The 6223-nt window shown below is 37.7% G+C and carries 7 protein-coding genes and 1 pseudogene; 5 read left to right on the forward strand and 3 right to left on the reverse strand.

Features of this window, described 5'->3' with window-relative positions; genetic code table 11:
* The first annotated feature begins 164 nt into the window (after positions 1-164).
* Complete coding sequence (locus tag CN326_RS24770; protein ID WP_098310977.1) at positions 165-308, forward strand: hypothetical protein; 144 nt, start codon at positions 165-167, stop codon at positions 306-308.
* Between the two features lie 335 nt (positions 309-643).
* Here the strand turns inward: CN326_RS24770 and CN326_RS21325 are convergent, their stop codons facing one another.
* The gene (locus tag CN326_RS21325; RefSeq protein WP_098310979.1) at positions 644-1756 is read right to left on the reverse strand and encodes an acyltransferase; all 1113 of its coding nucleotides are present in this window, start codon (positions 1754-1756) and stop codon (positions 644-646) included.
* Between the two features lie 527 nt (positions 1757-2283).
* On the opposite strand from CN326_RS21325, the gene CN326_RS21330 reads away from it, so the two are divergent.
* The 4 genes and pseudogenes from CN326_RS21330 to CN326_RS21345 form a co-directional block, all read left to right on the forward strand.
* Positions 2284-2586 carry a PTS sugar transporter subunit IIB gene (locus tag CN326_RS21330; RefSeq protein ID WP_098310980.1) on the forward strand — a complete coding sequence of 101 codons (303 nt, stop codon included), beginning with the start codon at positions 2284-2286 and terminating at the stop codon, positions 2584-2586.
* A gap of 14 nt (positions 2587-2600) precedes the next feature.
* On the forward strand, positions 2601-3905 hold the full coding sequence (gene celB / locus CN326_RS21335) for a PTS cellobiose transporter subunit IIC (RefSeq protein ID WP_098310981.1): 1305 nt from the start codon (positions 2601-2603) through the stop codon (positions 3903-3905).
* Between the two features lie 6 nt (positions 3906-3911).
* The gene (locus CN326_RS21340; protein WP_098310982.1) at positions 3912-4229 is read left to right on the forward strand and encodes a PTS sugar transporter subunit IIA; all 318 of its coding nucleotides are present in this window, start codon (positions 3912-3914) and stop codon (positions 4227-4229) included.
* A 147-nt stretch (positions 4230-4376) separates the two neighbouring features.
* A pseudogene (locus CN326_RS21345) lies at positions 4377-4478 on the forward strand (DUF3021 family protein); the annotation flags it as partial.
* A 198-nt stretch (positions 4479-4676) separates the two neighbouring features.
* On the opposite strand, the gene speD reads toward CN326_RS21345, so the two are convergent.
* On the reverse strand, positions 4677-5048 hold the full coding sequence (gene speD, locus CN326_RS21350) for an adenosylmethionine decarboxylase (protein ID WP_098310983.1): 372 nt from the start codon (positions 5046-5048) through the stop codon (positions 4677-4679).
* Between the two features lie 24 nt (positions 5049-5072).
* Positions 5073-6080, reverse strand: coding sequence for a spermine/spermidine synthase domain-containing protein (locus CN326_RS21355; RefSeq protein WP_098310984.1), 1008 nt, complete (start codon positions 6078-6080; stop codon positions 5073-5075).
* Positions 6081-6223: the final 143 nt, after the last annotated feature.

The following is a 6223-nucleotide window of genomic DNA, read 5'->3' on the forward strand; positions in this document are numbered from 1 at the left end:
GAAAATAAAAATTTTTATTTTAGAATTGTGCTTTGAGGGAAAATATTTTATAATGCTTTATGCGAACGCAAGTTCTGTTTGTGGGATTTCTTTACAAACTGTAAGGGAAAAATGCGGATGTGCACTGGATTTAGTCGTTTTCATGAAACGGAGGGAAAGTTTTCATGTATCCAGAAGTCATTAAAAAGATGGCATTTTCGAAAGAGCATAAAGATTTATTGTTGAAGTTATACAATAAGGAAATTACGCGACGTGAATATGATCGTCTCGTACAAGCACTATATCGACCAGCGAAAGAAAGTGTGTAAATATCCATTCATAGTGATTGGATAACTGAATCTCATATTAGTGAAGAAGGCAATCTGAAAAGATTGCTTTTTTATTATGATGGTTAGTTGAACCAATCGGGCTTTTACTGGCAGTTATCCCCCACCTATCTTCTTTGCTTTCTCTGAATCTTGAGGTGGGGGTCTTACTGCTCGTTAATACGGGATAAATAAAAACCATCTTAAAATCTCCTATTAAGGTGGCTTTCATTTATAATGCTTTGGATTGATTCTCAAAAGTCAATAATTGAACAGAAGAAATGAATCTATCAAGTAGAATAGATAGAAAATAACAATCCACCCTTATCTTTTAGTGCTTAAAATGGTCGCTGCAAAGAAAGTGAAGGAGTCGGACCTGTAATCCATTTATGAAACGGAATATAGCTAAACACAATGATTGTTCCTAAAGATAAAATTGCTGTGCAGCTAAATAAGCATATGCTATAAAGAATAGAGTTAGCTGGCAATGCAAAGAAAGACAATAGTTTGACACTTATATTTAAAAAGAAAAAGTGTGCTAAATAAGCCCCGTACGTAAAATTCCCGATAAATCGAAGCCCTTTATATAAGAGAGTACGATACTGTGCAATTGTTACAGATAACGCATATAAAATTATAATTTCACAGACGATGTATACAAACATAGATGGTTTTAAGTACGTTACAACTGTAAGTCGAATCGTATTTGCGCCGTAAAAATTAAAGAGTTGATAATTAATGAATAGAAATAAAGCGAAAAATAAAGCTGTAAAAAGCGGTATGTGTTTAAACACAAATATACGCCAAGCACGCAGAGCAACTGCTGCAATTCCTCCCATAACAAAGTAGAAGGAATAGAATAAGAAAGAGCGATCTGTATAATGCAATGTAGTGAATTTTGTTAATTTCTCTCCGTTAAAAATATAGTGGGAAGAGAACCACATTAATAGAAAATAAATAAGAGCAAAGGCAAATGTGTACCGATATACATCTTTCTTGTTATGGCTACGTTTATGAAACCAATGAAAGACGAGACAAAGAAGCGGGAACAATAAATGAATTTGAAACATCATAACAACATACCAAAGATGAGGTGCTGCTGTTCCGAGTAGAAGGCTACGAATAATTTCCCATAGTGATGGTATCTGTTTCGCCGTAAATAAGTAGACAATGGACCAAAAGAAATATGGCGCAAGTAAGTTTGTTGTTTTTTCATAAATGTACTGTGTATATAACATTTGTTTTGTATATTGACTAATAAGATGAAAGCCGACAATAAAAATAAATGCCGGAGCAGAAAATTTTGCTAGATTAAATAGCATGCCGATAATAATAGACTGCTCAATCGCTAAATTTCCTTGATTCATGGTATATAGTAATGAACTTTGCAAAACAACAGCTAGAAAGGCAATGCTTTGTAGTACTTTAAACTCAGGGGCATTTTGTGTCATTGTTATCATCTCCTATTCCATACATGATTATAGTACAGGAGAGAGGATTGTAATATAGCCACTTTGTGAAACTTGTAACAATTTAGTGACAGCGCATACATTGTATATGTAATAGAAAAAATCCTTCTAGCGAAAATCACGAGAATCGCTTCTATATTAAAGGAATTCATGTTCAATTCCAACCTTAAAGTTTAGTAGAAAGAAATGAGATTTGAAGATCCTCCAATTGATGGGAATTTCATCTATTAGATGGATTCGCTCGTTGATAGAGAGAATAGCGTGAATAGGGGATTTTTGTTGGTATGCTCGTCATACGAAAATTACCCTAGACATATACATAGGTTAACTTAAACTTATTCCGCTGCCCGCATGCGGTAAGACTCCTGCCTTCAAATTTTGAGGAGTTAAAAAAAATAGGTGGGAGATAAGTATTGGCATGTGCCCGATTGATTCAACTAATAATCATGGGAGATGCCTAAAATGATTATGGACAGTTGTAAAGAGTGGGCTAAGAAAGGGGGCATCGTATGAACATTTTGCTTTGCTGTGCTGCTGGTATGTCAACGAGTTTGCTAGTTACGAAGATGGAGAAAGCAGCACAGGCACAAGGTATAGAGGCAAAAATTTGGGCTGTATCTGGATCGGAAGTGCGTAATCATATCGATGAAGCTGATGTATTACTACTCGGTCCACAAGTGCGTTATTTGCTACCGAAAATGAAAGAACTATGTAAAGAGAAAGGAATACCTGTTGATGTCATTCAATCTGTACACTACGGACTTTGTAACGGGGAAGCGGTGTTACAGGCAGCATTGTCAATGAAGTCATAAGGAGAGTGGAGAAGATGACGGGGTTTTTAGAGAGATACGTTATGCCTATAGCTGGAAGAATTGCGGAGCAGCGCCACTTACAAGCTATTCGAGACGGAATTATTTTAACGATGCCTTTCTTAATTATCGGCTCTTTTTTCTTAATTATTAGTGCTTTGCCGATCCCTGGATATCATGAATTTATGGCTAATTTGTTTGGCGATGGTTGGCAAAAAGCATTAGGGTATCCAGTTAGCGCAACATTTAGTATCATGTCTTTAATTGCTGCTTTTGGAATCGCTTACAGATTGGCGGAGCAGTATAAAGTGGATGCATTAGCTGCAGGAGCGTTATCGCTTGTGTCTTTCTTACTCGCAACGCCATTTCAAGTTTCTCATATTATAGAAGGAACAAAGGAAAGTATTATAGTAGAAGGCGTTATTCCAGCTGTACTTATGGGAAGCCAAGGGTTATTTGTGGCAATGATTTTAGCACTTATATCTACAGAAATATATCGCGTCTTTATACAGAAGAATATTGTTATTAAACTGCCAGAAACAGTACCGCCGGCTGTGTCTCGTTCGTTTACTGCACTTATTCCTGGTTTTATTGTCGTAACAGTTGTTTGGATTTTACGATTAATGATGGAACATACTTCATTTGGAAGTATTCATAATATTGTTGGACAATTATTACAAGCGCCGCTTAGTGAAATTGGTGCTAGTTTGTTTGGAGCTGTGGTCGCTGTTATTCTTGTTCATGTATTATGGGCATGCGGAATTCACGGAGCGGCAATTGTTGGCGGAGTTATGGGTCCAATTTGGCTCTCATTAATGGATCAAAACCGCGTTGCCTTTCAAGCTGGGCATACTTTACCAAATACGGTTACACAGCAATTTTTTGATCTTTGGATTTATATGGGAGGGTCTGGTGCAACACTGGCACTCGTTGTCGCGATGTTATTATTCGCACAAAGTCAGCAGCTAAAAAGCTTGGGCAGATTATCAATCGCACCAGGTATTTTTAATATTAATGAAATGGTGACTTTTGGGATGCCAATTGTATTAAATCCGCTTCTTCTCATTCCATTTATTCTAGTTCCTGTTATCTTAACGATTGTGACGTACTTTGCGATGGAATGGGGCCTTGCCGCGCGGCCAAGCGGAGCAGCTGTACCGTGGACAACACCGATTATTTTTAGTGGTTATTTAGCAACGGGCGGCAAGGTTTCAGGAATTGTTATGCAGTTAGTAAACTTCTGCTTAGCGTTTCTAATCTACTTTCCATTCTTAAAAATATGGGATAAGCAAAAGCTAGCAGAAGAAAAGGGGGAGCAATAGAGAGACATGGATACATTAGAGACAATGGCTTTTCATTTAATTTTACACGGGGGAAATGCCAGAAGCTCAGCGATGGAGGCAATTCAATTTGCGAAGGAAGGAAAGCTTCCCGAAGCGGAAGAAAAGCTGCAGGAAGCAGCCAGCGAGTTAAAAGAAGCGCATCGCTTGCAAACAACGTTGATTCAACAAGAAGCAGGTGGCGAAAAGGTCGAACTCAGCTTACTGTTAGTTCACGCCCAGGATCACTTGATGAATGCTATAACAATAAAGGAACTAGCGAGTGAGTTTGTTGATTTATATAGGAAGATGCTAGATGGGAAATAGACCTTGCATGTGCAGGGTCTTTTTTATGCGTAGAAAACAGCAAGTTAAACAAATAACGGGACCGCTTATGTACATATCCATTTATTTTTTCCGCATTTATGTAAAAATGAAATGGAAAAGGGGGGACGGCATGAAGGTTCAATTTTCATATGTGTAGGAAGCTTTATGATTATTTACTTCATTATTTGGTTTGCAATGACAATGTACTGGAAGAAAAAAATTGAGGGGTTAAATAACCAGATTAAATAAGAAGGAGCATATAAAGTGAAACTTTCATCAGTGAGCGATTTTTTCACTAATGGTTAGTTGAACCAATCGGGTATTTATGGGCAGTGATCCCCCACCTATCTTCTTCGCTTTTCTCTGAATCTTGAGGTGGGGGTCTTACTGCTCGTTAATGCGGGACAAAACACGCCAGGTGTGAAAATCATTTGGCGTGTTGATCGTTTAGTTAATGACGGTGATTTCGCCTAAGCCGCGAATCACCCGTTTTACATATAATTGCTTCGGATTGAGTATAGGCAATATATAATCGATGGCTTGTTGCGGGTCTACCTTTGTTCCACACGTATAGCAGTCAATAGCTGCAAACTGTTTTTCTGGATACGTATGAATAGAGATATGGCTTTCCGATAGTAAAACTAATATTGTAACTCCAGATGGTTCGAATGCTTTGGAGTCTACTGATAATACAGTTGCACCGCACATATTGGCTGCCATGACTAAATGTTGTTGTAAGAATTCATGATCATTTAATAAGGTAGTGTCTACCTCCCACATATCTACCATTATATGTCTTCCAAAAGTTGAATACTCCATGATACCTCCTGTTTATATATAAGACTAATATTCCATATCTTCATGATAACAACGGTGTAGAATAAGTTGGTTCTCTGTGTTGATTACTGCGTTTTGCCGTTCTTCTAAGAGGTCTTCTCTAAAGCGAAATAATAAAGCGAGGTTTTTCGGAAGTGTTCGATGAGGAACGGTTACGGGTAATGGGTTTCTATTGCGCATAATGGAGGAAGAATTGGTCGCGATATGAAAGCCCCAATCGTTTCCGAAAGAAGGAACGATTGTATGATAGCTTGCAACTGTTAATCCAGTGCTGCGAATTGTTCGGCCGATGCTCCAATAGGTAAGTGGTGCATCTTCTGGTGAGTTGGATTGACAGACGAACGCTCCACCTTTCGTAAGGAAGCTAGATACAACAGAAAATAATTCTTTTGTATATAGCTGACTTAATGTTTCGGTTGCAGGGTCTGGGAAGTCGATAATAATCACGTCATACTTGCGAGATTTCGTACGTAAAAATTTTCGAGCATCGTATGCATGGATATTTACACGCTTATCGAAAAAAGCCCTTTCGTTTAACGCGACAATTTCAGGCACATGAGTCGCAATTTTAATAATTTCTTCATCCAAATCGACAAGATCGACGCGGCGAACTGTTTTATATTTTAAAACTTCTCTTAATGCAAGACCATCTCCGCCTCCTAAAATGAGAACAGATTCTGGGGAATCTACTAATGCCATTGCAGGATGAACAAGTGCTTCATGATACAGTCGCTCGTCTACAGAGCTAAATTGTAATTGTTCATCAAGATACATTCTGACATCATTCACCTTTAGCACATCAATCTTCTGGTATTGACTCTTTCCTCGAAATAGAGCAGTATGCTTGTCTGCTAATATTTCTCCTAAACTCAGTTTGTCCCATATATCCCCGTGGCTGTAACTTTGAGATGATGTTGAGTTTGACTTGTTGTTGTTAGATTTTTTATTATAATATTTTTTACAATCTGAAGTAGATTCTTCCTTTTGATCATCTTTTCGGCAGTTTCTCGCCATGTTGAGCTCCTTTCTTTTATAAGAAATAGATTTTGTAAGTTCATGTTAGTATATGTACATTACTAGAGAAGGCTTGGACAATTCTTTATATTGAGGCAAAGATTTTGTAAATAGAATAGGTTCATATGAATACTCCCCCACTT

Source organism: Bacillus sp. AFS018417 (genome assembly GCF_002560985.1).
Classification (GTDB): domain Bacteria; phylum Bacillota; class Bacilli; order Bacillales; family Bacillaceae_G; genus Bacillus_A; species Bacillus_A rhizoplanae.

Bases quoted from the DNA above. Each gene is read 5' to 3' on its own strand.
- celB (WP_098310981.1), top strand. From the start codon at position 2,601: ATGACGGGGTTTTTAGAGAGATACGTTATGCCTATAGCTGGAAGAATT.
- CN326_RS21330 (WP_098310980.1), top strand. From the start codon at position 2,284: ATGAACATTTTGCTTTGCTGTGCTGCTGGTATGTCAACGAGTTTGCTA.
- CN326_RS21325 (WP_098310979.1), bottom strand. From the start codon at position 1,756: ATGACACAAAATGCCCCTGAGTTTAAAGTACTACAAAGCATTGCCTTT.
- speD (WP_098310983.1), bottom strand. From the start codon at position 5,048: ATGGAGTATTCAACTTTTGGAAGACATATAATGGTAGATATGTGGGAG.
- CN326_RS21355 (WP_098310984.1), bottom strand. From the start codon at position 6,080: ATGGCGAGAAACTGCCGAAAAGATGATCAAAAGGAAGAATCTACTTCA.
- CN326_RS21340 (WP_098310982.1), top strand. From the start codon at position 3,912: ATGGATACATTAGAGACAATGGCTTTTCATTTAATTTTACACGGGGGA.
- CN326_RS24770 (WP_098310977.1), top strand. From the start codon at position 165: ATGTATCCAGAAGTCATTAAAAAGATGGCATTTTCGAAAGAGCATAAA.